General features: G+C 46.4%; 20 protein-coding genes. 16 read left to right on the top strand and 4 right to left on the bottom strand.

All coding sequences use genetic code 11. The features are described 5' to 3' along the window. Position 1: 1 nt before the first annotated feature. Genes IEV16_RS01705 through IEV16_RS01695 form a run of 3 tightly spaced genes read left to right on the top strand, consistent with a single transcriptional unit; the run spans position 2 to position 7,620 of the window. Positions 2–6,208 (top strand): hybrid sensor histidine kinase/response regulator, encoded by a 6,207-nt coding sequence (locus IEV16_RS01705; protein ID WP_188363927.1) that lies wholly within the window; start codon positions 2–4, stop codon positions 6,206–6,208. Beyond that, positions 6,201–7,142: a chemotaxis protein CheB gene (locus IEV16_RS01700; protein WP_188363926.1), complete on the top strand. Its 942-nt coding sequence runs from the start codon at positions 6,201–6,203 to the stop codon at positions 7,140–7,142. The genes IEV16_RS01705 and IEV16_RS01700 overlap by 8 nt, the downstream gene beginning before the upstream one ends. 4 nt (positions 7,143–7,146) lie before the next feature. After that, positions 7,147–7,620: a chemotaxis protein CheW gene (locus IEV16_RS01695; protein WP_188363925.1), complete on the top strand. Its 474-nt coding sequence runs from the start codon at positions 7,147–7,149 to the stop codon at positions 7,618–7,620. 6 nt (positions 7,621–7,626) lie between these two features. On the opposite strand, the gene IEV16_RS01690 is transcribed toward IEV16_RS01695, so the two are convergent. Further along, positions 7,627–8,364 carry a 16S rRNA (uracil(1498)-N(3))-methyltransferase gene (locus IEV16_RS01690; protein WP_188363924.1) on the bottom strand — a complete coding sequence of 246 codons (738 nt, stop codon included), beginning with the start codon at positions 8,362–8,364 and terminating at the stop codon, positions 7,627–7,629. 71 nt (positions 8,365–8,435) lie between these two features. On the opposite strand from IEV16_RS01690, the gene gspG reads away from it, so the two are divergent. The 8 genes from gspG to IEV16_RS01650 are packed head-to-tail and all read left to right on the top strand — an operon-like array spanning position 8,436 to position 14,012. Further along, complete coding sequence (gene gspG, locus IEV16_RS01685; protein WP_188363923.1) at positions 8,436–8,882, top strand: type II secretion system major pseudopilin GspG; 447 nt, start codon at positions 8,436–8,438, stop codon at positions 8,880–8,882. Further along, the gene (locus tag IEV16_RS01680; protein WP_188363922.1) at positions 8,876–9,379 is read left to right on the top strand and encodes a prepilin-type N-terminal cleavage/methylation domain-containing protein; all 504 of its coding nucleotides are present in this window, start codon (positions 8,876–8,878) and stop codon (positions 9,377–9,379) included. The genes gspG and IEV16_RS01680 overlap by 7 nt, the downstream gene beginning before the upstream one ends. After that, the gene (gene gspI / locus IEV16_RS01675; RefSeq protein ID WP_188363921.1) at positions 9,372–9,731 is read left to right on the top strand and encodes a type II secretion system minor pseudopilin GspI; all 360 of its coding nucleotides are present in this window, start codon (positions 9,372–9,374) and stop codon (positions 9,729–9,731) included. The genes IEV16_RS01680 and gspI overlap by 8 nt, the downstream gene beginning before the upstream one ends. Further along, positions 9,724–10,353 (top strand): PulJ/GspJ family protein, encoded by a 630-nt coding sequence (locus IEV16_RS01670; RefSeq protein WP_188364012.1) that lies wholly within the window; start codon positions 9,724–9,726, stop codon positions 10,351–10,353. The genes gspI and IEV16_RS01670 overlap by 8 nt, the downstream gene beginning before the upstream one ends. After that, entirely contained in the window at positions 10,347–11,324 is a 978-nt protein-coding gene (gene gspK, locus IEV16_RS01665; protein ID WP_188363920.1) for a type II secretion system minor pseudopilin GspK, read from the top strand. Before IEV16_RS01670 ends, gspK begins: the two co-directional genes overlap by 7 nt. 4 nt (positions 11,325–11,328) lie before the next feature. Then, positions 11,329–12,084, top strand: coding sequence for an NAD kinase (locus IEV16_RS01660; RefSeq protein WP_188363919.1), 756 nt, complete (start codon positions 11,329–11,331; stop codon positions 12,082–12,084). Between the two features lie 3 nt (positions 12,085–12,087). Continuing rightward, positions 12,088–12,990, top strand: a complete 903-nt coding sequence (locus tag IEV16_RS01655) for a 5'-nucleotidase (RefSeq protein WP_188363918.1) — start codon at positions 12,088–12,090, stop codon at positions 12,988–12,990. Then, positions 12,987–14,012: a peptidylprolyl isomerase gene (locus IEV16_RS01650; protein WP_188363917.1), complete on the top strand. Its 1,026-nt coding sequence runs from the start codon at positions 12,987–12,989 to the stop codon at positions 14,010–14,012. The genes IEV16_RS01655 and IEV16_RS01650 overlap by 4 nt, the downstream gene beginning before the upstream one ends. Here IEV16_RS01650 and gluQRS read toward each other — a convergent pair. The 3 genes from gluQRS to epmB form a co-directional block, all read right to left on the bottom strand. Beyond that, positions 13,994–14,887 (bottom strand): tRNA glutamyl-Q(34) synthetase GluQRS, encoded by an 894-nt coding sequence (gene gluQRS, locus IEV16_RS01645; protein WP_188363916.1) that lies wholly within the window; start codon positions 14,885–14,887, stop codon positions 13,994–13,996. The two genes, IEV16_RS01650 and gluQRS, sit on opposite strands and share 19 nt — an antisense overlap. After that, positions 14,880–16,934, bottom strand: coding sequence for an EAL domain-containing response regulator (locus IEV16_RS01640; protein ID WP_188363915.1), 2,055 nt, complete (start codon positions 16,932–16,934; stop codon positions 14,880–14,882). Before IEV16_RS01640 ends, gluQRS begins: the two co-directional genes overlap by 8 nt. Positions 16,935–17,061: 127 nt before the next feature. Beyond that, the gene (gene epmB, locus IEV16_RS01635) at positions 17,062–18,027 is read right to left on the bottom strand and encodes an EF-P beta-lysylation protein EpmB (protein ID WP_188363914.1); all 966 of its coding nucleotides are present in this window, start codon (positions 18,025–18,027) and stop codon (positions 17,062–17,064) included. Positions 18,028–18,165: 138 nt separating this feature from the next. Between epmB and efp the strand changes: the two genes are divergently transcribed. From efp to IEV16_RS01610, 5 genes are all read left to right on the top strand, one after another. Beyond that, positions 18,166–18,738: an elongation factor P gene (gene efp, locus IEV16_RS01630; RefSeq protein ID WP_268234388.1), complete on the top strand. Its 573-nt coding sequence runs from the start codon at positions 18,166–18,168 to the stop codon at positions 18,736–18,738. A gap of 2 nt (positions 18,739–18,740) precedes the next feature. Further along, the gene (epmA, locus tag IEV16_RS01625; RefSeq protein ID WP_188363912.1) at positions 18,741–19,706 is read left to right on the top strand and encodes an EF-P lysine aminoacylase EpmA; all 966 of its coding nucleotides are present in this window, start codon (positions 18,741–18,743) and stop codon (positions 19,704–19,706) included. A gap of 204 nt (positions 19,707–19,910) precedes the next feature. Next, positions 19,911–22,019 carry an Ig-like domain-containing protein gene (locus IEV16_RS01620; protein ID WP_188363911.1) on the top strand — a complete coding sequence of 703 codons (2,109 nt, stop codon included), beginning with the start codon at positions 19,911–19,913 and terminating at the stop codon, positions 22,017–22,019. 46 nt (positions 22,020–22,065) lie between these two features. Beyond that, a complete protein-coding gene (locus IEV16_RS01615; RefSeq protein ID WP_188363910.1) occupies positions 22,066–23,928 on the top strand; it encodes a DUF1302 domain-containing protein in 1,863 nt (620 codons plus the stop codon). A gap of 15 nt (positions 23,929–23,943) precedes the next feature. Then, positions 23,944–25,308, top strand: coding sequence for a DUF1329 domain-containing protein (locus tag IEV16_RS01610; RefSeq protein WP_188363909.1), 1,365 nt, complete (start codon positions 23,944–23,946; stop codon positions 25,306–25,308). Positions 25,309–25,379: the final 71 nt, after the last annotated feature.

Genomic DNA, 25,379 nt, shown 5'->3' with positions numbered 1-25,379 from the left:
TATGAGTAATAAAGACAACATAGATTTCTCTACTTTAACCTGGGTTAAATCAGAACTAGATGAAACCTTAAATCGCGCCAAAGAAGCTTTGATGGCGTATATCGAAGAGCCTGAAGACAGCAATCAGTTGCAATTCTGCATCACCTATCTGCACCAGATTCAAGGCACCTTAAAAATGGTGGAACTGTACGGTGCCGCCATGGTGGCTGAAGAAATGGAAGCGGTGGCCAAAGCCCTGTCAGAAGACAGTATTGATGATAAAGATGCCGCCTTTGATGTATTACTGCGCAGTATTTTACAGCTGCCTGATTACTTAGAGCGCATTGAGCTGGGGCACAAAGATGTGCCCATCGTCTTGTTGCCGTTGGTGAATGATTTGCGGGCAGTTCGCAGTCAACGTCTGTTATCTGAAAGTGCTTTGTTCAATCCCGATCTGAATCTGGGTGTTCCTGAACAAATTCAGCAACAGGACATCGCTTTACAGGGCAATCAGTTGAAAACCGCCTTAATGAAACTCCGTTCAGCCTACCAAATGGCGTTGTTGAAATGGATCAAGCATGAACAAACCCAACAGACCATAAATCAGCTGCAACAGATTTTGTCTAAATTGCGGATGATTCTACCGCAGACTGACTTTAAACAACTTTTTTGGGTATACAGCGGCCTGTTGCAAGGTTTGGCTGATAATCGACTTAAAGACAGCATTGCCATAAAATCGCTGGCCGCTAAAGTGGATTTGTTTATAAAAGACATCGCCCAAAAAGATGCTCAGGTTAAATCAACAGGTCGGGCCTTAACGCGTAATTTTTTGTATTACATTGCGCTTGGAGAACCCGGTGCCGACAAAATGGATGTGATTAAAGACTATTTTCATCTGGATCAATTTATACCTGATGAAGCCGAAATTAAACATGCTGAAGGCAGCTTATCAGGCAAAAATAAAGAACTTTTGCAAACTGTTTCATCGGCCATTAAGGACGATATTTTGGTGGTGCAAGAATCACTGGATTTATTTATTCGCAATAAATCAGCACAGTTAGATGAACTCACACCTTTGCTGGGCAATTTACAGAAGATAGCCGATACCCTGGGTATTCTGGGGCTGGGGGTGTCGAGGGATGATGTGTTGACGCACCAAAGTGAATTGAAGCAATTTATTGAAGACAATGAACGACCTAAGGACAGTGTATTGCTGGATGTGGCACAAACCTTATTACGAATTGAAGCGGATTTGGGCGATCATATTCAGTCACTGGGTATTACTTCTGATACGGATGATAAACAAGATCATCAAATACCCCGTTCCGAACAAAAGCAAATTGTCAAGCAATTGGCCAAAGAGTCTATTGTTAACCTGCAACAGGTCAAAGCCAATTTTGTGGCGTTCATAGAAGCCCCCTGGGACAAGCATCAAGTCGAAGATAATCCGGTCTTGCTCAAGCAAATTGCCGGTGCTTTAAATATTTTAGATCTGAGCCAGGCCGGAGAACACATTCAGCAAATAATTCGTTATGTTGAACAGGAAATTCTGACCAAATCCGCCAAACCTTCGGCCGCAGAATTAGAGCAGCTGGCGACGGTGGTGTCATCCATCGAATATTATTTAGAAAACCTTGATCAGGGTAACCGCATCAGAGAAAACCTGCTGCAGGAAGTGGGTCGTCAGATTGATCTTCTGCAACAACACGTGGCCGATGATGAACGGATGATTGAGACCATACCGGAAACTGAACAGGTGGCCAATGATCAGGACGATGAGCGGGCTGAACAAACACAGGCACAAGACACAGCGTCTGTCGAAGGAGAAACGCCGCTCAAAGAGACTCGAATTTCAGCAGATGAGCCGGTGAGCCATAGTGCGGATGAAAGGGTTACTTTTGGTGATGATGCCGACGATTTTATTAAAGAAGTCTTTGTGGAAGAGTTTGAAGAGGAACTGCCGCACCTTCAGTCACAACACCGTGCCTGGCAGGAAGATCCAGACAATAACCAGGAAAATCTGATAGAAGTCCGCCGCATTTTTCATACCTTAAAAGGCAGTGGTCGTCTGGTGGGGGCTGAGGTTATCGGGGAATTCGGCTGGAAATTAGAAAATATGTGTAACCGGGCACTGGATGGTGCCATCACATACAGTGATAATTTTAAGTCTGTGTTGTCTTCCGGTATCCAGCTTGCTCAGGCGTTATTGAAAGCCTTAAAAGATAGTGGTCCGGTGCCGGCGGCGTATCCGGTGGTGTTACAAAATGCAGACAATGTGGCCGGTGGCAGTGAGCACCTGATTTCACTGGATGATATCCATCAAGTTCAAGATGAGGAAGACACTGATGTTGATGAAGTTTTTGCCGAAGATGTTTCTTTTGATGAAGGTTCCGACAAGCAGGAATTAACCGATGAATTCGTTTCTGAGGCTGCCGATGACAACGAAGATTCGGTCACTGAAGACAGCGAGCCGGACCTTGATAGGGTTGATGAACAGGCTGATGATGTGGATGTGGATGAATTGGACAAACCCATCGAATATGAACCACCCACTGAAACGTTGGCGCAAGCTGCATCCGGCGCAGCGTCCTCAATGTTTGAAGAAACTGATGATGAGAGCCTGCAAAAATCAGATGGTGACGAACTGTCCTGGGAAGCTGATGATGAAGACATCACGGAATCAGAAGATGACAGCTTTGATTTTGCGGACAGCGATGATCTAGAAGCCGAACTGGCGGCTTTGGACCAAGATTCTGATGATGAACAGCTTGAAACACCAGAAGATGAAGCACAATCACAGTCAGCAGAAGATTTGGACGAAGATTTGACCGCTCTGGATGAAGCCACTGAAGAATCGGAAGATGTTTTCTTGGATTTTGAAGAAGATGAAGATTTTGACGTAGATATGGATCAAATCATGGATGAAGATGTGCCGGCTGATGCAGAAACGGAACAAGCACAGATGGATGAAACAGACGTGGATGATTGGGAACATGATACGGCATTTATCCAGATTCTTCAAAAAGAAGTGGGTGGCCATTTAGAAGATATGGAAATCCAGCTGAATGAATACCGTGCCGGTTCAAATGAAGCAGTCAATGACGATTTTGTGCGAACTGTTCATACCTTAAACGGCGCAGCCAGTATGGCCAATGTCAAAGCCATCACCAACATGACAACACCCCTTGAAAAACTGGCTTTACATTTACATGACAGCAATCAGCAGTTCAGTGAACAGGATATTGAAAAAATAGAGGCTCTTATCCGGCATACCAAGGGTCAGCTGGCATCGCTGGGCAATGGCGAAATGCCCAATGATGAAGATGTCAGTGTTTATTTTAGAGAGCGGGTGGCCGCTCTCAAAACGGTTGATACACAATCCGATGCCGAGGATTTGTTGTTAGATCAGGCGCTGACGGAAGAAAGTGACGACGGGTTAACGGAATCAGATGGGCTCTCAGATACACAAAGCGATGGTGATGAATTAGAAGCCGACGAAGCTGAAACTGACGAAGCTGAAACTGACGAAGCCGAAACTGACGAAGCTGAAACTGACGAAGCTGAAACTGACGAAGCCGAAACTGACGAAGCCGAAACTGACGAAGCCGAAACCGAAGAAGCCGAAACTGACGAAGCCGAAACTGACGAAGCCGAAACTGACGAAGCCGAAACTGACGAAGCCGAAACTGACGAAGCCGAAACTGACGAAGCCGAAACCGAAGAAGCCGAAACCGAAGAAGCCGAAACCGAAGAAGCCGAAACCGAAGAAGCCGAAACCGAAGAAGCCGAAACCGAAGAAGCCGAAACCGAAGAAGCCGAAACCGAAGAAGCCGAAACCGAAGAAGCCGAAACCGATGAAGATAAAACACCGGCTTATGAATTGGATGTTGATGAAGAGCTGTTGGAGATTTTCTCTGAAGAGGCTGCTGAAATCTTCGATCGGGCCGAGCATTTGATGGCTGAATTGGAAGATAAACCGGATAATACCGCCACTGTTCAGGCCTTACAGCGTGATTTACACACCCTCAAAGGGGGTGCCAGAATGGCCGGTCTGAATCAGATTGGTGACTTATCCCACCAGTTAGAATCTTTACTGGAAACCATCGCCGGAAAAGAAATGGAGGTGAGCCCACGTCAATTTCAAGTTATTTCAAGCACCATGGATCAATTGCTGGAAATGATCAGTTCTGATGATTATGGCCAGTTAACCGCGATTGACGAAGCCACCACACAAATTGAAAACCTGTTGTCCTCAGAGGGCGAGGAGGTCAAAGAGGAATCTGAATTGGATCAGAGTTTCTTTGATCCCTTAAATCGCATGGAAGACCAGGCAGACTCTTTACCAGAGACAGGTTCCGATAAACCTGAGGCAGCACAGCGACAAACCCGTAGGTCCAATGTGCTCTCCGGTGGGCAGATCAAGGTGAATTCAGAATTGCTGGACAAATTGGTAAATTTTGCCGGTGAGGTGAGTATTTACCGGTCGCGCATGGAACAGCAATCGGCGGAATTGCGCTTGAATATTGACGAACTGGAAAACACCGTTGAACGGGTACGTCGTCAGTTGCGTGACCTGGAACATGAAACAGAAGCGCAGATTATTTCAAACTATCAACTGCAGGATGAAGAACTTGAAGAAGACTTCGATCCGCTTGAATTAGATCAGTTCTCTACCATCCAGCAGTTATCGCGTTCTTTGTCTGAATCGGTGTCGGATTTGACCAACATTCAGAACTACCTCAAAGAATCGGTGCGCTCGTCTGAAACTTTATTGATACAGCAATCCCGGGTAAACACAGAGCTGCAAGAAGGTTTGATGGAAACCCGCCTGGTGACCTTTAATTCCCTGGTACCACGTTTACGCAGGGTCTTGCGGACCGCTTCCCAGGAACTGGGTAAAAATGCGAAACTTGTTATCCATGGTTCTGAAGGTGAAATGGATAAAACGGTGTTAGAGGGTATTCAGGCGCCGCTTGAACACATGATTCGAAACGCGGTTGTTCACGGTTTGGAAGAAGACCGGGCAGCTGTGAATAAGCCGGAACAAGGTGAAATTGAAATCAATATTTCCCGGGAAGCCACTGAGGTGGTGATTACGGTGCAGGATGACGGTGCCGGAATTGATGTGGATGCGGTGCGTGCCAAAGCCCTGAAACGCGGACTCATTCAAAAAGATGAATCTTACAGCGATAACGATATTGCTCAGTTGATTACCCACAGTGGGCTGTCAGCGGCGGATAAGGTCACTAAACTGGCCGGTCGCGGTGTGGGTATGGACGTGGTGAATAACGAGATTAAACGCCTGGGGGGTGGATTGGAAATCAGTTCCACAGCCGGCAAAGGGTCTTTATTCACCATTCGATTGCCCTATACTTTGGCGCTGACACAAGCCCTCATTGTGCAAGTGGCCGATCACCGTTATGCGATACCGGCTTCCGGTGTGGAAGGTCTGGTTCGGATGACGGTGGATGAATTTAAGCGTCGGCTGGAAGATGATGATTTAAATTATGATTACGCCGGAGAGCAATACCGAATTCAGGAGCTCAATAAACTGTTAAATGTTGATTCAGACATTATGGCCGAAGGTGATCAAGTGCCTTTGGTGATGATAAAATCCGGTGATCAGGGTGTGGCTTTGCGCGTTGATCAGACCTTCGGCGGTCGCGAAATCGTGGTGAAATCCGTGGGCATCCAGGTGGCCTCGGTACCCGGTATTTTCGGTGCCACCATTCTCGGTGATGGTGCGGTGGTACTTATTCTGGATATCATTCCGATGCACCGTGATTACATGCAGAAACTTGAGCGCATGAAAGCCGAAGGTATTGATGTTCAGGAAGTTCATGAAGAAGAGGATGTGACCACCATTATGGTGGTGGATGACTCGATTACCATGCGTCGGGCCGGTGAACGGATTCTGACCCGTAATGATTTTGAGGTGATGACCGCTAAAGACGGTTTGGACGCCTTGAATAAACTGCAGGAACAGGTCCCTGATTTGATGTTGTTGGATATTGAGATGCCACGAATGGATGGTTATGAGCTGGCAACTGCCATGAAACAATCGGAAAAATTCAAAGACATACCCATTATTATGATCACCTCACGAACCGGTCAGAAACACAAAGACCGGGCCAAAGCCATTGGCGTAGATCGCTATCTGGGTAAACCTTATCAGGAATTGGAACTGTTGGAAAACATCAAAGAGCTGCTTAATTTGGAAGATGTCTGAGGTCAAAACAATCGGGCTTATTCATGTGGGTAAGCCCCAGCCCTCAGCGGTGTATTTAGCCGATCAGCTCAAAGCACATGATTATAAAGTGGTCACTTTGGATGCTGATGACTTTAGCATGGATTCACAGCTTGATGCTTATGTGATTAATTTGATTGATGATGACTATAACATTGAACCGTTGGTACACGAACTGACAGATGCCGGTGCTAAAATCGTTTTTAACGACACCCAGGTCAGTAATGATTTGGTTGGTTGGAATAAGAACCGTTGGCTCCGACATTTACTGCATAAAATAAATCCCAAACATGATTTATTACCTATAGTTAGTCACCCCGGCCGGCAGGATAAACTCAAGTTAAAATCACTGGGTATTGAACAGGTTTGGATTCTGGCGGCCTCCATTGGCGGACCCGAGGCCATTGTCCGGTTTTTGGCGGAATTTGAAGGAGATGAGCCCATTTTATTTGTGGTTGTGCAGCATATGGACAGTGAATTTGTCGGCATGATGGCAAAACAGCTTAATAAAAATCAAAAAATTCCGGTCAGTTTAGCCACATCGGGTTTAAACATCAAGCCCGGTTCTGCGCTGTTAATTCCGGTGGATGAAAGCATTGTCTTTCAAAGTGATGGTCGGCTTGCGGTTAAAGATGTGAACCCGCACCGCACGGCCACGCCTTGTATTGATGATGTTTGTGGTGACCTTATAAACCAGTTAAAATCCGTTAATTTGGCGGTATTCAGCGGTATGGCCTCTGATGGTGTGGTGGGTGCCACCAATGTGTTTGATAATGGTGGTACAATCATAACCCAAAGTGCAGAAAGCAGTGTCGTGTCATCGATTTCGGATGAAGTGAGGGCTTTGAAAATGTCTCGCTTTGACGGAATCCCGAAAGAGATGGCACAATTTATTAAAGAACGATTAAACAGGTGATTAAATGGCCAATGAAATACGTGCGGTGCTGATACCCATAGAAGCTAACAGAAAATTACTTCTACCCAATGCGATGGTGGCTGAAGTGATGGCCATGCGCAGTATTGACGACATCGAAACTGATCAAAAATGGTTGTTAGGAACCGTCTCGTGGCGAGGCTGGGATATTCCACTGATTGATTTCGGTTTACTGACCGGTTATCAGCATGAAGAACCGACGAATTTGGTTAGCACCGACAACATCGCGGTACTGAAATGTATCAACCATCCGCAAGATTTGCCTTATTTTGCGGTATTGTCTCGTGGAATTCCTAAATTACAGCTGGTTTCTCGTGGTGATATTCAGCTGCACGAAGAACAAGAAGTGATTCACCATGCAATCGCTTCTCTGGTGTCCATTGAAGATGAGATGGCGGATATTCCGAATATGAACTATCTGGAAACACAGTTAATCAGCCTCACTGCTGAACCTGCCTGAATACCGTTAAGGCTTAAAATCGCCGTATAAACTGTGCATGGCACTGAGCACAACCGGTGCCATGGTTTCTGTCCGTAACACCCGCTGCCCGAGTTGAACACCAAACAAACCCTGTTCTTCCATGTGGTCTAATTCAGTGGGTGAAAAACCACCTTCAGGGCCGATATACACCGCGCAGGTGTGTTGTAATGCTGTGGGAAGACTGTGAATGCTGTGTCTGGCCGTTGGTTCTAAATAAACACCCGAAGGGTACTCTGACAAAACCTCTATAAAGGTCTTAATCGGCAATACCTGCATCAAATCTGCACGACCTGACTGTTCACAAGCACTGATGGCCACCCCTTGCCAGTGTTGTTGTTTTTTTTCATATTTATGTGCTGCAATCCGTTGTGAACAAAATTCAGTCAACACAGGCTGTAAGGTAACGCAACCTAATTCAGCGGCTTTTTGTACCGAATAATCCATTCGGTCGCCGGCGTTGATGCCTTGAATCAAGGTAATGGCCAGGCGGCTTTGCGGCACTGTTTCCTGACATGGCTGAATGTCTTTAATCACCACATCATGTTTATTGACCGAATCTATAAGCGCATTATATTGTCGTCCGCTGGCGGTGAAAAACTGTAAAGTGTGACCGGGTTTGAGACGCAGCACATTCCGAATATAATGGGCTTTGGGTTGTTCAATCACCCAATGATCCGTCAGAGAATGGTGGTCAATGGGTAAATAGATACGCGATACTCTCATAAAAATAAGGATTCACTCTGGTAGATAATTTAAAATTGCCTATAATCAGTTGGGTCTTGTTCAGGTATTAAATGATGAAACAAAGAAAAATACAACAGCCGATACCCCATCAATCGGGTTTTACTTTAATGGAAGTGCTGATTGTGGTGGTTATATTAAGTATTTTGGCGGTTGCGGTGGTGCCACAGTTTTTGGATGCACCGGATAAAGCCCGCCAGGCGCGGGCGCAAGCAGATGTTAAAAATATCGAAACCGCCTTAAGCATGTATAAATTAGACAACATCCAGTATCCATCCACATCACAGGGATTACAGGCTCTGGTGGAAAAGCCCAGCGGCCGTCCGGAGGCTAAAAACTGGAAACCCGGCGGTTACCTGAAACAACTTCCCGAAGATCCATGGGGCAATCCTTACCAATACCTCAACCCCGGAAACCGCAGTGATGTGGATGTTTATTCATTGGGTGCCGATGGTCAGCCCGGGGGAGACGGTCTTAACCAAGATATCGGCAATTGGTAACACATCAGCACAAAAAATTATCGGGTTTTACACTGATAGAAGTGTTGTTGGTTGTCATCATTATTGGCATTATGACCACAGTGGGGGTGGGGCTGGTTAACAGTCAGTCCGGTGAGCGCACATTGCAAAACAAAGCCCAACAATGGCAGCAGCTATTGACTTATTTATGTCAGCAATCGGTGCTCAATAACCGTCCTTACGGCATTGAGTTTGCGCAACAAACAGCCGGTGTTTTTGTTTTTGAAGACTTTAGATGGCGGGAATTGCCTCGTTGGAGCGTGGTTTTAGCGGTGGACACTCTATCCTGGGAAGTGAGTTTGGATGGACACACCCAACCGTTAGAGACTGAATTATCCGCTCTGCCGCATCTGGTTTGTTACAGCGATGGTCGTATTAACCCTTTTCGGCTGAAATTATGGTTGACCCAATTACCGGCGTCTGCCTATGAACTGACTTCACAATCCCCTTTCAAAATCAGCGGTCACTGGCATGAGTAAAGGGATGCGCGGCTTTACATTGTTAGAAGTCCTGTTGGCACTGGTGGTTATCTCTGTGGCTTTGGTGGCTTTAGTTGAAGCCACCGGCCTGGCCCATCAACAAACCGCCCAAATGGCGCAAAGGCAACAGGCACTGCAATTGGCTGATGAAATGATGATGCAGTTTTACCAACGGGCTCAGGTGAATGATGAACAGGGCAGTGAACAAAGACAGGATCACACCTATTACTGGTCCGTGGACGTGTCAAATACCGACAACCCAAGAATCATACGTTTGGATGTGCGTGTCGGCATGAGCAGGGATTTTGATTATGTGCTGGCCAATTTAAGTGGATTTAAACGCCATGAGTGATTTAAACCAGCTTAAATATCAACAGGGTATGACCTTACTTGAAGTGCTCATCGCTGTGGCTTTGTTGTCAGTCATTGCGGTGATGGCCTATGCAAGCCTTTTTACTTTGACGTCTTCGAATCAACACCTGGCTGAAACGGTGGAACGCATCAATCAGGAAAACACCGCGCTGGCTTTATTTAACCAGGACATTAAAATGGCCCTGGCTTCTGCAAATCCAGGACTGCAAAAAAAACAACCCGATTTTGTGGCTGACAGCCGATCTTTGCTATTACAGCGACTCAATCCCATGCAGGAAGTGCCAAGACATGGTCTCATCAATTCGGTCAAAAATAAACCCCTTGCCGTCCTCGCTGTACGATGGTTTGTGCGCGACGGTGTCTGGTACCGGGCCACGCGGTCTGCTGCTGCCACCCAATTTGCTGCGTGGCAGGAAAGGCCTATGATGGTGTTGTCGCACATGCAATGTCAATATCTGAATTTTAATGGCCGCCGCGAGGAATTCTGGCCACCCGAACAAGGGCCTGTCAGTAGCCTGCCAAAATCAGTGCATTGCACGTTGCGCTTTGAAAATAACCGCCAAATTCGGATGCACATCACACCCTGGCAACAAATATGGTAAACCGTTATCAGCAAGGTATGGCTTTAATGATGGCGCTGGTGATGATGGCCATCGCCATATCACTGGCTGTGGGTATTTGGTACAGCAGTCGACTGGCAGTGGCCAGAACCATGAACATGCAAGCGCATTTACAGGCACAACACCTCAGTCAGGGATTGCTGCTGTGGGCCGGTGATATCCTTGAAAAAGATGTCATCGAATCCAATCCGGCTTACGATGACAACAATGAAAGCTGGCAGCAGGGCATACGGGGATTGGTGGTGGAACAAGCGGTTTTGTCCGGTGAGTTAACCGGCATGAACCACTTATTTAACCTCAATAATCTGGTGATAAACCATCAGGACTCAACGGAACATGCGGCTTATTTCAGGCGCTTATTGAACGCCCTGAATTTAGATCTGTCACTGGCAGATAAAATTATGGACTGGATTGACTCTGATCAGGAACAACGGCCCGGTGGTGCTGAAGATTTTGTCTATGCGGCCGCGCGGCCGCCATACCAGACAGCCGACAGCGGCTTTCGACACATCGATGAACTCAGACTCATTGCAGGCATAGATGATTCCTTGTTTAATCAACTTGCGCCTTATGTCACGGTTTTACCTTTGCAGCAAGGATCCACCTTGATGAATATAAATACCTTGCCGCCGGTCATGATAAAAGCCCTTAATCCCGCGATTAGTGAAGAACTGGCGGTACGTATTTATCAGCAGGGACAGGCAAGTTTTAGCCGCCTGGAAGATTTTTTTACGTTTGATGACATGGCGTATATCAGCACCGGAGAAGAGGTAAAACCCGTCATATCTCAACTGATTGGGGTACAGACAAACTTTCTGCAGGCGCGCAGCGAAGTGGCCATCGAGGATCGTCGCTATCAGCAGTATGCCTTATTGTTTAGACGTACAGGTGGTGCCACTCAGGTTTTAATGCGCTCACCCATTCCTTTCCTACCCAAAGATTTGCTACACTAAAGACATGAAAATAGCTTTTGTTGCCAGCCAGTCAGACAACGCCCAAAAATCACTCAAGAAATTGGTTGAACGCTATGGGCAGTGTGATCCACAACAAGCAGAAGTGATTGTGGTGTTGGGTGGTGATGGTTTTATGTTGCACAGTCTGCACCAGTTCATGTACCAAAAAACACCTTTGTTTGGTTTGCGCCGGGGGACGGTGGGTTTTTTAATGAATGATTACCGTTCGGACCATCTGGTTGAACGCCTGCAGCAAGCCCAGAAAACCATTTTACACCCGCTGTCGATGACCGCTGAAAAAATTAACGGGGAAACCTTTAAATCATTGGCCATCAACGAAGTGTCCTTATTACGACAAACCAAGCAATCGGCCCATATTGAAGTACAAATCAATGGCCAGACCAAGATTGAGAATCTGGTGGGCGATGGGGTGATGGTGGCCACACCGGCCGGCAGCACCGCTTATAATTTATCTGCGCACGGACCGGTGATACCGCTTGGAACACAAGTTCTGGCGGTGACACCCATCAGTCCATTCAGGCCCCGACGCTGGCGTGGTGCGATTATTCCGAGCCATGCGGAGGTTTGTTTTCGTGTTAAAAACCACCACAAAAGGCCGGTGGCAGCGACCGCTGATAATTTTGAAGTGCGTGATGTGAAACAGGTCACTATCACCGAAGAACGCGAGATTGAAATTGAAATGCTATTTGACGTACACCATAATCTGGAAGACCGCATTATTAATGAACAATTTGCCTGAATCATGTTAACCCTGGCGATTTCATCGCGAACCTTATTTGATCTTGATGAGGCCCATAAAATCTTTTTAACAGAAGGTTTATCGGCTTATCGCGATTATCAGCTGGCCCGTGAAGACGAGCCTTTAGAACCCGGTGTGGCTTTTATGCTGGTGCAAAAACTGCTCAACATCAAACACCCGGAAAACGGCGGAGACCTGGTGGAGGTGGTGCTGGTCTCAAGAAATAACGGTGACACCGGTCTGCGCATTTTTAATTCCATCGAACACCATGGTCTGAATATTTCCCGGGCGGTTTTTTCCAATGGCGGTTCGCCCTATGATTACTTACCGGCTTTGGGTGTTGAGCTGTTTTTATCTGCACATAATTCCGATGTGGTTGGTGCCATTAAAGCCGGTCACGCCGCCGCCCATTTAATGACCCGAAAGTCGATTAAGTCCCAAGATTCGCAAGTTCGTATCGCTTTTGACGGGGATGCGGTGATTTTTTCCGATGAGTCTGAACAAATTTACCAATCCGGTGGTCTGGAGGCGTTTCGGGAGAATGAACATAATTTGCGTAACCAGCCATTGACGCCGGGGCCTTTTGAGCGGTTTTTAAAAAAATTACACGATTTGCAAACCCTGTTTGCACCCGGAGAGTCCCCGATTCGCACCGCCCTGGTCACAGCGCGTTCAGCCCCATCTCATAAGCGCGTTATACTGACTTTACGCAGCTGGGGTATTCGCATTGATGAGGCCTTATTCCTGGGCGGTCAGGACAAATCTGATTTTTTAAAATCATTTCGGGCCGATATTTTCTTTGAGGATCAGCTGACTTATGTTAAAACGGCCTCTGAACACACCGCCACAGGCCATGTACCTTACGGTATCACCAACCATCAACCCATAATTAAAAAAGAATCATGAAAAAATTAAATCTAATGCTGTTAGCAATTTGTGTTGTTTTTACCGTTTCGGTGAACGCAACCACTGTCCGTTTTGAAACAACACTTGGCAATATTGATATTAAAATGTTAGAACAGGATGCGCCCAAAACGGTCGCGAATTTTCTCAATTATGTGAATGACGGAGATTACGATAACTCCATTTTTCACCGTTTGGCCTATGGTTTTGTGCTGCAGGGTGGGCAGTATTATTCTGACGGCAACAGCTTGCAAAATATTCCCGCCGATCCGCCGGTGATGAACGAATTTAAAGTGTCCAACACCCAATACACCGTTGCCATGGCAAAGCTCAATGATCAGCCAAACAGTGCAACCAATAACTACTTTATCAATTTGAAAGACAATTCTGAAAATCTTGATAATACTAACGGCGGTTTCACGGTTTTTGGTGAGGTGGTGGCGGGATTTGATGTGGTGGATAATATTGCATCACTGATCAATTACCGATCTCGGCCTTTATACAATTATAACCACATCAATTCACCTGGATTGGGGGATTATGTTTATATCAATCGAGCGTTTATTTTGTCCGATAAGTTTCAAATTAATGCCGGACTATCCGGCGCCTGGTTTAATCCTGACACCAATGGTCAGGGGGTTTATTTAGAAGTGCTGCCGGCGAATAATTTACTGATTTCAGCCTGGTTTACTTATGATTTACTGCCACCGGAAGTGGTTCAGAAAAGTGAATTTGGTGCTGACGGCCACCGCTGGTTTACCATGGAGGGTCAATACACGGACAACCGTATGGAAGGAATCATTATTCTCTCCGAAGGGGGTGCTTTTGACAGCGGCGAGCCGGTTTCCAACAGTTTATTCGGTTCGGTCAGTATTGAATTCAGCGCTTGTGATCGCGCCTTACTGACTTATGAAATCACTGAGCCGGCCTTGTCCGGGAGTATTGCATTAAACCGCCAATCCAATGCCAATGTGGCCTTGTGCCAGAAGTTAGCTGCCGAAGCCAATCAGGGCGTGTCGCCGTAAGTTATACGGGTTTGATTCTTGAATCTGTCCGGTTGCCAGTGATCAACAGCCCATTGAATCAGTTGCTGTTGGTTCATGGGTTGATTGGTTACCACCTGATTTAATAATTGCAATGCCAGGCGAGTAACTTTGACCGGGTCTTCACATCCCACTGCGCTGGCGTGATTTTGTTTGCTGAGTTTATGGCCTTGCGCATTAACCATAATCGGAAAGTGGGCGTAGTTTGGTGGCTTTAAGCCCAGTTTTTGGTGTAAATAAATTTGTCGGGCGGTGGAATCGAGAATATCGATACCTCGCACCACATGGTTGATACCCGCCGCATGGTCATCGAGAACCACCGCCAGTTGATAGCAAAACAGGCCGTCTTTACGGACAATATTAAAATCTCCGCATTGTTGATAAAGATTCTGTTGTTGCCGGCCCTGATAGGTGTCATGAAAGGTTATGACTTCATCGTCAACCCTTAAACGGATGGAATGTGGTTGGGCTTTGTCGATTGTTTGGAAGCGGCAATTGCCGGGGTAAGTTGAATAGCCCGACAGTTGTTTGCGGGTGCAGCGACAGCGATAGATGAGGCCTGAATTGTTGAGGTAAGTTAAGGCTTCCCGGTAAATTTGTTGTTGCCGTTCATTCGTTTGGTAGATAACAGGACCATCCCACTGCAACTGATAGGCTTTTAGCGTATCAAAAATACGTTGATCGGCACCGTCAACGGTGCGGGTACTGTCCACATCTTCAATCCGCAGATGCCACTGTCCATTGTGACTGCGGGCTTCACAATAACTGACCAGTGCCGCCACCAGAGAGCCAAAATGCAAATCGCCGGTGGGTGAGGGCGCGAAACGGCCGCGATAAATCGGGCTTGCGTTATTCAACGGGCTCCATGGATTCGGTGGGCTCTCCAATAAAATTACCCTGAATATAGTTCACCGACATTTTCCACATAATGCTCATGGTGTTGGCATCTTCAATGAATTCACAAATCACTTGTTTACCCTGATTGTGGGCTTTTTGAACAATGGTTTTGACCTTTTCCTGGGTGTCCTGATTGTCCACCAGATCCGTCATAAAGGCTGAGTCGATTTTTAATAAATCCACCGGGAAATGTTTTAAAATACTGAAAGAATTTAAGCCGGAACCGAATTTTTCCACAACAATTTTGCAATTCAGGGCTTTCACTGCCTTAATGATGGGCTTCATTTTGGTTGCATGGGTAACCAGTTCGCTTTCTTTAATTTCCAGGGCCAGCTTTTGTCCCGAAACACCCGCTTGTTTTAATTGTTCAGCGAGCCAGCCGGGGAAAGCTGAATCACTGAGCGACTCAGAAGACACTTTGATGAATAAGGTGACATCGAAATCGGCTTGTTTAATGGCTTCAATGGCTTTACTCAAAACCCGGCGGTCAATGTCGTTGATAAAACCGTATTTGATTGCCACCGGAATAAACTGCTGCGGATAAATGAGCTGATCATCATCCGATTTTAAGCGCACCAGACATTCATAGGATTGGCTGTCATCGCCGTCGATATTAACAACCGGTTGATAATGAAGCACAAAGCGGTCATTCTCAAGCCCGCCGGTGATGCGGTCGATCCAGGCTTGTGAGGCGGCACGGGCTTGTTTTTCTTCTTCAGCCGGGTCAAACACAGCCACCTGATTGCCGCCTTTTTTGAGGGTGTTTTCCAATAAATCAGTTAATGTTTTTATGACATTATTTACTGACTGGCTCTGCTGGGTGAGTTGTGTGACCGCAATGCTGACCGTGCAGTTGGTTGAGGTGTCACCGGCATCAAAAATCTGCTCAGTGATTAAGTGTGAAATTTTTTCAGCCGCCTTTTCCGCTTTTTCGATACTGGTGTTCACTTTTAAAATGAACAAAGCATCGCTGTAACGACAATAGGTGGTGTCATCACCAAATTTACTCTCTAAATATTCAGCCAGATTAGCGATAAATAAATCAAAGTTACCGATGCCCAGTTTTTTTTCTAATTCATGTTCGTTATCAACGCCAATCATCAGCAGACAGTCGCCGGGCTGACTGCGGGCCTGATCAATGTCATCGCTAAGCAATTCATGGAAATAACTGCGGTTATAGAATTTGGTCAGCAAATCCTTGTTTTTTATTTCAAAAAGTTCTTTCTCAACTTCCGGATCCACTGCCGGTAAATTAATGATAAATTGAGCACATTGTTCACCATTTAAAGTGGCTTTTGAGACATCAATGAGGCCGTCAAATTTATCCCCCTGTGCGGTAATCATCTCAAAGCTGAGTTGCTCATCGGGCAGGATGTTCTTATTGATATCCCGCAGTACTTTTTTGGCTTTGGCGACATCCTCTTTGGCAATCATGTTTAAAAACGGTGTGACTTCCAGCTCCTCAAAATCATCATATTTAAACAGTTCCTGGTAAGACTGATTGGTGTAAGCGTGCATGCCGTCATGGATGTAGGCAATGGCCTGTTTAGAAGAATCCAGCAAGCTGTTGACACGTTTTTCCGTTTGCCTCAATTCCTGAGTCAGGCGAATATTTTCGCGCCGCTGGTGTAAATTTTTCATGTCGCGCAGAATCACATGGCGCATATGTTCAGGTAATTTGGGAGAACAGTAGGAATTGGCACCGGCATCAATGGCATCACTGATTTGGTCGATGTCAAAATCATCAATCAGGGCGATGACCGGTAAATCCTGACCCATGCGTTTGATGTGATCAATCACCGTTTGGGTGGGTAATTGTTGCTGTATCTGTTGGCACAACACCATATCAATTTGTTTACGCTCCAAAATACCCAGTAAGCTTTCTTCGTCGATACAGCGGGTAGGACGCACCGCAATTTGATAGTTGCGTAACAAAGATAAAATGCGTTCAGCTTCTTCTTCTGAAGGATGAACAATCAATAGATTGATGGATTTTTCTGAGGCCAAGAAATCACTCCTGTTTGTCTAATGAATTTTAGAATACCTGACCATTATAGTCATTGTGTAAGAATAAAAGAAGTCAGGCAAAAAGCAATTTGTGGGATGCGGGTTGATGGTTGCATGTAAATCAGGCTTATATCAAGGGCGTTTTTGAATGCTCGCCGGCTTCTTCTTTAACCAGTTTAGGCAACAAATAACCGGGTAACTGTGATCGCATGCGGGCATATATACGTTGCGCCCGGCTTAAAGACACCTCAAAATGAGCGGCGTTTTGAACCCGGTCAAAAAGATGTAGGTAATAAGGTAAAACACCTTCATCAAACAGCTTGTGACTGAGATTGATTAATGTATCTGCATCATCATTCACATTTTTTAACAGCACGCTTTGATTGAGTAAAGTGATGGAATGTTGTTTTAGGCGATGAAGACTGCCCATGGCTTTGTGGGTTAATTCATCGGCATGATTGATGTGGGTTACCAGCACTTTTCGCCAGGGCAAGGCATCCAGCCAATTTAAAAATTCACCATCAATGCGGTCAGGTAGCACGGTCACCATGCGGCTGTGGATGCGCAGGGTTTTGATATGAGGTAAATCAATTAACCGGTCTGTCAGTTCAGTTAAGCTTTGGGTGGTCAATGTCAGCGGATCACCGCCGCTTAAAATAACTTCATGAACTTCCGGGTGGTTATGCAGATAAGACACCACCGCTTGCCAGTTGCGCCGTGAGGCAAGTTGTTTTTGATAGGGGAAATGGCGTCTGAAACAATACCGGCAGTTAACGGCACAACTGCCGGAAGCCACCAGCAGCACCCGGCCGTGGTACTTGTGAATGATACCCTGTTGGGCCAGTGCGTTGTGATCGCCCACCGGGTCCTGGTTAAAATCCGGATGGATGTTTGTTTCCCGGTTGATCGGTAAAAACTGGTTCAGCAAGACATGTGGTTGACTAGATTCTTTTATCGCGGTATTGACTTCATCGGTGATGACAGTTTTGAACAGGCCGTCACCTGCATGGCTGAAATCCGGGTGCTGACGCAGTTTTTCAGATGTCCGGCCGCTGAGGGCCTGTTTAAGTTGTTGTTGCCAGATATTATGCACAATGGGTTGCGTAAAAAACCGTGTATTTTAGCATGGCGGTACCACCGGAATACAGACCGGTTCCGGACTCACAAAAGCCATTTAACCACTCAGGTGGCCTGTGTTATAATGCCGTTCTTTTATTATTTAGGAGTCGCTGTGTCAGACACTTACAGCACCAATCAATTCAAAAACGGTCTTAAAATTATGCTTGACGGTGACCCATGCAGTATTGTTGAAAATCAAGAGGTCAAACCGGGCAAAGGCCAGGCGTTTAACCGGGTTAAAGTCAGAAATTTAAAAACCGGGCGGGTGATTGAGCGTACCTTTAAATCCGGTGAAAAAGTCGATGCCGCTGATGTCTTGGAAACTGAAATGCAGTTTTTATACAGTGACAGTGATTTTTTCCATTTTATGGATCCTGAGAGCTTTGAGCAGTTTCAGGCTTCCAAAGAAGCCGTCGGAGATCAGAGTAAATGGCTCAAAGAGCAGGACATGTGCATGATTACTTTATGGAACAATGTACCGATTCTGGTGATGCCGCCTAATTTTGTTGAACTCACCATCACCGAAACCGATCCCGGCGTGCGTGGAGACACCTCAGGCGGCGGCAGCAAACCCGCCACTTTAGAAACTGGGGCGGTGGTGAATGTGCCTTTGTTTGTGCCGCAGGGTGAAGTGATAAAAGTGGATACCCGCAGTGGTGAATATGTGAACCGGGTCAAACAATAGTGATGCACAGTTGGTCTTTTCAAAGCCCGTTGGAGCGCTTGCAACAACGGGCTTTTTTACTGTCTAAAATCAGATCTTTTTTTGCTGAACGCAATGTACTGGAAGTGCAAACACCGATATTATCATCAGCCGCCAACACGGATCAGCACATAGAAGTGTTTTCGACAGAACCGATTGTGGGCACAAACAAAGCCGCTTTTTTGCGCACATCGCCTGAGTTTTTTCATAAACGGCTGTTGGCTTCAGGCAGTGGTGATATTTTTGAGATTGCCCCTGTTTTTCGTCGGGAAGAATGTGGTGATCTTCATAATCCTGAATTCACCCTACTGGAATGGTATCGCCTGGACTTTGATTTGCAACAGCTCATGAATGAGGTGGATGACTTTATTCAGTCAATGGCTTCGCATTTTCATAAAAAAACAGCCGCGACGGAATCTATCAGTTATCAGGAGTTGTTTATCTCCTGTGCCCAAGTTGACCCGTTTGATGTTTCTTGCGAGTACTTGAATAAATTGTGTCGGCAACATGGTTACCGGGGTAATGTGCTGAGCCGATCACAGGCACTGGATTATGTCTTTGCGCTGATGGTTCAACCAAGTTTAACCGAAAAGGATGGCGTGTTGGTTTATCATTTTCCCATTGAACAGGCGGCATTGGCACAGCCACATCCTGACGATCCCGCCTGTTGTCTGCGTTTTGAATATTTGTTTCGAGGTATTGAACTGGCCAACGGTTACCGGGAATTGTCAGATGCTCAGCTGCAAAGGCAACGCTTTGAACAGGATCTGTTGTGGCGAAAACAGCAGCACAAACCCACATTACAGTTCGATGAAAACTTGTTAACTGCGTTGAGGCATGGTTTGCCTGATTGTTCAGGTGTGGCCATAGGAATTGAGCGTTTGTTGATGTGTTTATTGGGTCTGGATAAGCTCAACCAGGTCATGGGTTTTACCGCACAAAACAGCTGATATTGAGTCTTTAAGAACATTTTTAAAATAATAATGGGACTGCCGTCAAGCTGATTTACGGACTGATGACAGGCAGGGGTCCTTTAAAACAATCGTTTGTAACAAAACAGCCCCTTAATTTAATGTTTTTTTAATAATTCTGCTTGTAATTTAAGCCCATAAATTCGTAAGATAATAGGCAATAATTTTTTTGGGGACAAATGAATGAAATTTAGCCTACGTTTACTCTTATTAACCGCTGTTGTTTTTATCCAAGCTTGTAGCAGCAGCAGTAACGCGCCGCGTGCCACCGATGCACCGCCGGCAACCAACCCCGGCGGCGGCGTGGTAACCGGTGTTATCACCGCTGTTTTTGATCCGGCATCAGGTGACCCCACCAAAGTGCCGATTCCGACCAATTTGTTTTTAAAAGGGACCACGGATTTAACCTTAAATATTCCGGTGGCTGATCCGACCGATTACTCTGATCCTTTGGTCGCATTGAATGGTTTAGACGGTTTCAGTACCGTTGCACCCTGGGCCACCAATTTCTCGGTCCCGATTGCCCCCGCATCCGTTAATCCCGGTAGCGTAAAAATCTATGAAGTGTCCTTAACCGGTCCCGGTGGTGCCGTAACCGGTGTCAAGAGACAACTGGTATTTGGTCAGGATTTTGTGGCTGTGGCGAATGATACAAGCCTCAATATTGTGCCGTTAAAACCCTTGCAGGAATTAACATCGTACATGGCGGTTTTGACAGAAGGCATTACTGACAGTGACGGCAATGCCGCCACCCCGAGTCAGACCTATTTTCTGGCCAAAAGAACCTCTCCTCTGGTGGATGGTAATGGACAAAGCACCGATCCTTTGTTAGATAATGCCACTGCCAACGCATTGGAGCCTTTGCGACAACTGACTAATGCCCAGGAAGCGGCGGCCGCCTCTCAGGGTGTTAATCCGGACACCATTGTGTTGTCCTGGACCATGACTACCCAATCAATTTCACCGGTGCTGGCGGCAGTACAAAGTATTTCCGGTAGTACCGCAACCACGCTGGCACCCACCGGTGCAACAACGCAGTTAATCGGAGGTGCCGGAATTGCCGATATTTACATCGGGATTATGTCGACACCTTATTATTTGGGCGCGCCGTCTCAAGCCAATCCGATTGCACCGTTAAACACCTTTTGGCAGGCAGCTCCCGGTGGCTATGCACCACCGTTTGATCAGGCTGGTTTGGATCCGACTTCACAACATGTGACCTTTGCCAATCCGGTTCCGGTGGCCAATTCCATGCAACAAATTCCGGTATTAATGACGGTGCCGAACGCCAATTCAGGTATGAGTAAACCGGCATCAGGGTGGCCTGTGATGATTTTTCAGCACGGCATTACCCGTAACCGGACCGACATGCTGGCTTTGGCCGACACCATGGCGTCAATTGGTGTGGCCGTGGTGGCGATAGATCTGCCTTTACATGGTCTTACCGATACACAAAGTCCTTTTTATATCGGTAATACACCATTCGGTGCCGTGGCTTCTGAGCGCACCTTTAATGTGGACTACACCGACAATGCCAGTGGCGCCCCGGGTGCCGATGGTATGATTGACGGTTCCGGTGCGCATTATATTAATTTACAAAATCTACTGGTTTCCCGGGATAATGTTCGTCAGGGTGTGGCCGACTTGTTTACCCTGACATCTAATCTCCCGTTGATGGATATTGACGGCGATCAAGCCGGTGATTTTGACAGCAGTCAGGTGAGTTTTGCCGGACAATCGCTTGGTGCCATGACCGGTGTAAATTATTTGGCTTTTAATCCCGATGTCAACAGTGCCGTGTTGTCGGCACCCGGTGGCGGGATTGCCAATCTGTTACTGGGTTCACCCACGTTTGGTCCGCGCATAGTGGCCGGACTGGCTGCTGCCGGTGTTGAGCAGGGCACCACAGCATTTAATCTGTTTATGCTGGCGACCCAGACTGTTATTGATTCGGCGGATCCGGTTAATCATGGCGCCAAAGCCAGTTTAGTGAACAATGTCTTGCTGCATGAAATCTTGGGTGATCAAGTGGTTACCAACCGGGTACAAGGTGCACCTTTATCCGGGACCGAACCACTAATTGCGGTGATGGGTCTGACTGCCTATTCAGAATCGGCTTTTGATGCCGCCGGTATTGATGGTGCGGTGCGCTTTACCGAAGGTGATCATGGCAGTTTATTGTCACCGGTGGCCTCTTTAGCAGCCACGCAGGAAATGCAGCGTCAACTGGCTGCGTTCCAGGCAACCATGGGCACCACGGTTAATATTACTGACACCAGTGTTGTGCAATAAGGAGGCTGCAATGACTATTCAAACTAAAAAGTGTGGAGTAACAAATATGACTCACAATAAAAAACTGATGCTCAAGCCATTACAGGCTGCCATGATGATGGCGGCCTTATCGGTTTCAACCGGTGGTTTGGCAAAAACCTGGTATAAAGGCGATTTGACTTTTAGCATTGACACCACCATTTCCTATGGTGCCTCGGTGCGTGTTGAAGAACGAGACGACCGTCTGGTGGGTAAATCCAATTTAAACCCCTTTGTCGCTTTGGGCGATTTAGACGACCGCATTGCCGCACCGGGTCGCTGGTCAATTAATTCAGATGATGGGAACTTAAACTATGATGATGGTGATTTATTTTCTAATGCCATCAAACTCACCAGTGACATCGCCTTTTCTTATAATACCTGGGGCGGTTTTTTCCGGGTTAATTATTTTTATGATTTTGAAAACGCCGATCGAGAAGATTTGTCACCCACGGCCAGAGAATTTGTGGGCGAAAAATTCAGGCTGTTAGATGCCTACGTCTATAAAGATTTCGATATTGGCGATCAATATGCGTCGGTTCGATTAGGCCGACAGGTGGTGAGTTGGGGTGAATCGACATTCATTCAACAGGGCATTAATGTGATTAACCCGATTGATGTGTCTAAAATCCGGGTGGCCGGTGCCGAATTGAAAGAAGCGTTTCTGCCGATTGACATGATTTCCTTTTCATCAAGTCTGACCGAAAACTTATCGATGGAAGCGGTTTATCTGTTTGAATTTGAACAAACCGATCCGGATCCGGCAGGCACCTATTTTGGTACCAATGATTTTGCCACACCGGGTGGTGAGTACGTGGCATTGGGCTTTGGTATTATTCCAGAATACTCATTAATACCCTATTTGCAGTCACTTCCGGGCACAGACGCGCTGGTTCAACAAACCAGAGATTTTTCTATTCAGCGAAAACAGGTGCCCGGTGCCAGTGATAGTGGTCAGTATGGTCTTTCATTTAAATATTTCTCTGAACCCTTAAATAACACAGAGTTCGGGTTTTATTACTTAAATTACCATTCACGTTTTCCGTTAATCAGTGGTGTCGCTCTGGGTGATCCAAATCGGGGCACCAGTCCTTCATCACCGAACTCAGGTGCCTATTTTACTGAATATCCTGAAGACATTGATCTGTATGGAATAAGCTTTAATACAGTTATTCCGAATATCGGCTGGGCCCTGCAAGGTGAATTATCTCATCGTGATAATATGCCATTACAGATTGATGACGTGGAAGTGTTGTTTGCAGCACTGTCTCCGCTTAATCCATTGATTGAAGCACCCTATAACCGGTTTACCTCGCAATTGGGTAATTTCGAACCACAAGACTACGTCAGAGGCTGGGAACGTCATAAGGTTTCACAACTTCAGTTAACGACAACCAAGTTGTTTGGCCCAAATGATTTCTTTAAAGCAGACTCCATTGCTTTGGTCGCTGAGGTTGGATTTACCAATGTATGGGATTTACCCGCACAGGATGTTTTACGTTATAACGGGCCGGGCACCGATACAGGCGGTGGGGCTTCGACAGAAACAGGTGGCAGTGGCCGCAATCCGGTGACTGAACCGGCGGCCGGTTTTGCCACAGACTTTTCCTGGGGCTATCGCATGGCGGCCCGATTTGATTATTTTGGTGCCTTTGGCTCACCCTGGAATATCTCTCCGCGGATTGCCTTTAATCATGATGTTAATGGCACAACCCCGGGCCCGGGCGGGAACTTTGTGGAAGGCAGAAAGTCTTTAACTTTGGGTGTTAATGGTACATATCTTGAAAAATGGAGTGCAGATTTAAGCTACACCCGTTTTTCCGGTGCAGGTATTTATAACCTGATATCCGATCGGGATTTTGCTTCATTTAACATTAAATATTCATTCTAAGGCAGGTAGTATTCTATGAAATCATTAACCAGAACATTAATCACCGGCTTAACCGGTCTGTCCATGGCCATGACTGTGGCTTATGCCGGTCCGAAACCGGATGAAATTGACAGATTATCTAACGACCTCACTCCTATGGGTTCGGTACGAGCGGGCAATGAAGCGGGTACCATTCCGGCTTGGACCGGTGGTATCACCAAACCACCGGCCGGCTATCAACCGGGTGATCATCATCCGGATCCTTTTGCGGATGACAAAGTCTTATTCACCATTGACAGCAGTAACTTTAAAGACTATCAAGATCAATTATCGGTCGGTCAGATCGCGATGTTTGAGCGTTACCCGGATACATTTAAAATGCCGGTTTACACAACCCGCCGAAGTGCATCTTTTCCTGAGCAAGTTTATGAAAAAACCATCGAAAACGGTAAAACCGGTACATTGGTGGCCAATGGTGAAGGGGTTGAAAATGTAGCCATAGGATTTCCATTCCCATTTCCGGAAAATGCCTATGAATTGATGTTTAACCATAAGCTGAAATACAAAGGTACCGGTGGTGTTCGTTACAACAACCAAGCCGCCGTTACCACCGGTGGAAACTACACATTGGTACGTCTGCGTGAAGAGCTCTATGGCAAATATTATGTGCCGGGAAATACCATCGATGACATTGACAATATTTTGTTATATTTCTACCAAGTGGTTGAAGCCCCTGCACGGTTGGCCGGTGAGATTTTGTTGGTGTATGAAACCATGAACCAAACCGAATCCCCACGTAAAGCCTGGATTTATAATCCCGGACAACGCCGTGTAAGACGCGCCCCCAATGTGGCCTATGACAACCCCGGTACAGCCTCTGATGGTTTGCGCACCAGTGATATGATTGACATGTTCAATGGTGCCATGGATCGGTTTACCTGGGAATTTGTGGGAACCAAAGAAATGTATGTGCCATATAACTCATATAAAGCACACAGCAGTGACTCCATGATTGGTGACATGATTAAACCGGGTCATTTGGATCCAAGCTATATGCGATACGAATTACACCGTGTTCATGTGGTTGATGCCAAATTACGCGAAGGATTTCGCCACATCAACAGTCGCCGTACGTTTTATTTAGACGAAGACAGTTATCAAATCCTTTTAATTGATCATTATGACAGCCGTGGTGATATTTGGCGCTTTTCAGAAGCACACAGCATTAACTACTATGATGTGCCGACTTTCTGGTCAACCATTGAGTCACACCATGATTTACAATCCGGTCGATACATTGCGGTTGGTTTAGATAATCAAGATCAGGTGAACACCTTTAACACCCCACTGGATGAAAGCAATTACTCACCCAGTGCGCTGCGCAAACGTGGTCGCAGGTAGTTATTTTCTCAGGGTGGCTTAACGCAAAGGCCATGGGCATCTGCCTTTGGCCTTTTTTATATCAACCACCT

It is taken from the genome of Marinicella pacifica (genome assembly GCF_014636635.1).
Lineage (GTDB): Bacteria > Pseudomonadota > Gammaproteobacteria > Xanthomonadales > Marinicellaceae > Marinicella > Marinicella pacifica.
Note: the sequence above shows the minus strand (reverse complement) of the source record. Positions and strands in the feature narration are given on the sequence as shown.

What these genes read in the sequence shown, in the direction of transcription:
- IEV16_RS01615 (WP_188363910.1), top strand. Translation starts at nt 22,066, where the DNA reads ATGACTCACAATAAAAAACTGATGCTCAAGCCATTACAGGCTGCCATG.
- IEV16_RS01650 (WP_188363917.1), top strand. Translation starts at nt 12,987, where the DNA reads ATGAAAAAATTAAATCTAATGCTGTTAGCAATTTGTGTTGTTTTTACC.
- IEV16_RS01690 (WP_188363924.1), bottom strand. Translation starts at nt 8,364, where the DNA reads ATGAGAGTATCGCGTATCTATTTACCCATTGACCACCATTCTCTGACG.
- gspI (WP_188363921.1), top strand. Translation starts at nt 9,372, where the DNA reads ATGAGTAAAGGGATGCGCGGCTTTACATTGTTAGAAGTCCTGTTGGCA.
- epmA (WP_188363912.1), top strand. Translation starts at nt 18,741, where the DNA reads ATGCACAGTTGGTCTTTTCAAAGCCCGTTGGAGCGCTTGCAACAACGG.
- IEV16_RS01695 (WP_188363925.1), top strand. Translation starts at nt 7,147, where the DNA reads ATGGCCAATGAAATACGTGCGGTGCTGATACCCATAGAAGCTAACAGA.
- IEV16_RS01700 (WP_188363926.1), top strand. Translation starts at nt 6,201, where the DNA reads ATGTCTGAGGTCAAAACAATCGGGCTTATTCATGTGGGTAAGCCCCAG.
- gspK (WP_188363920.1), top strand. Translation starts at nt 10,347, where the DNA reads ATGGTAAACCGTTATCAGCAAGGTATGGCTTTAATGATGGCGCTGGTG.
- IEV16_RS01670 (WP_188364012.1), top strand. Translation starts at nt 9,724, where the DNA reads ATGAGTGATTTAAACCAGCTTAAATATCAACAGGGTATGACCTTACTT.
- IEV16_RS01660 (WP_188363919.1), top strand. Translation starts at nt 11,329, where the DNA reads ATGAAAATAGCTTTTGTTGCCAGCCAGTCAGACAACGCCCAAAAATCA.
- IEV16_RS01705 (WP_188363927.1), top strand. Translation starts at nt 2, where the DNA reads ATGAGTAATAAAGACAACATAGATTTCTCTACTTTAACCTGGGTTAAA.
- IEV16_RS01610 (WP_188363909.1), top strand. Translation starts at nt 23,944, where the DNA reads ATGAAATCATTAACCAGAACATTAATCACCGGCTTAACCGGTCTGTCC.
- IEV16_RS01620 (WP_188363911.1), top strand. Translation starts at nt 19,911, where the DNA reads ATGAAATTTAGCCTACGTTTACTCTTATTAACCGCTGTTGTTTTTATC.
- IEV16_RS01655 (WP_188363918.1), top strand. Translation starts at nt 12,088, where the DNA reads ATGTTAACCCTGGCGATTTCATCGCGAACCTTATTTGATCTTGATGAG.
- gspG (WP_188363923.1), top strand. Translation starts at nt 8,436, where the DNA reads ATGATGAAACAAAGAAAAATACAACAGCCGATACCCCATCAATCGGGT.